1 protein-coding gene is annotated in these 626 nt (G+C 43.8%); it reads left to right on the top strand.

Annotation, left to right across the window (positions count from 1 at the left end; translation table 11 throughout):
• Window positions 1-626: helix-turn-helix transcriptional regulator (locus tag R7190_RS28515; protein WP_318138015.1), on the top strand; the 626-nt coding region annotated here is incomplete at both ends.

Below are 626 nucleotides of genomic sequence, written 5' to 3'. Positions count from 1 at the left end.
GCTCTTTCCGAGGTCAAGCCGTTAAAGTGATGTTAGAAGAGGGGCGGGACATTGTCTCACTCAGCTTTTTGGATTACGGAACACAATTGCCAAATAAACTTTCTCTAAGTCGTCCTGCGAATAACAATGTGGACTTGAGTATCGACAATCTTTCGCAGTTGGTTACGGTGAGTGGAGGGCACTTAGCGGTGTTCACTTCTGATGCGCAGAATAAAATTGAGATTACTTGGCCGATGGCAAAAGAGTTGAGCCATGTTGAGGAAGTTTTACCAGAATTTGTGCCAGAAAACATCGTCGAAGAGAAAGCCAGTCCAGAAAATGAGTGGCTACAAAAGGTCTATCAGTTAGTTGCTGAGCATTACCATGACCCTGATTTTGGCACTGCGACAGCGGCTAAGATGTTATTTATGTCTGAACGTAGTTTACAACGCCGCTTTAAGTCGGCCTCGTCAAGAACGTTAAAAGATTATTTAACGGAGGTACGGTTAGAAACTGCTTGTGAACAGTTACTCGCAGGTGAAAAAATCAGTGAAGTGGCTTTCAATTGCGGTTTCAATGATCCCTCTTACTTCAGCCAGAAGTTCAAGTTGCACTTTGGTTTACCTCCATCAAAGTTCGCGATGGAA

The organism is Vibrio sp. 1078-1 (assembly GCF_033340475.1).
This window is presented reverse-complemented; position numbering and strand designations above follow the sequence as displayed.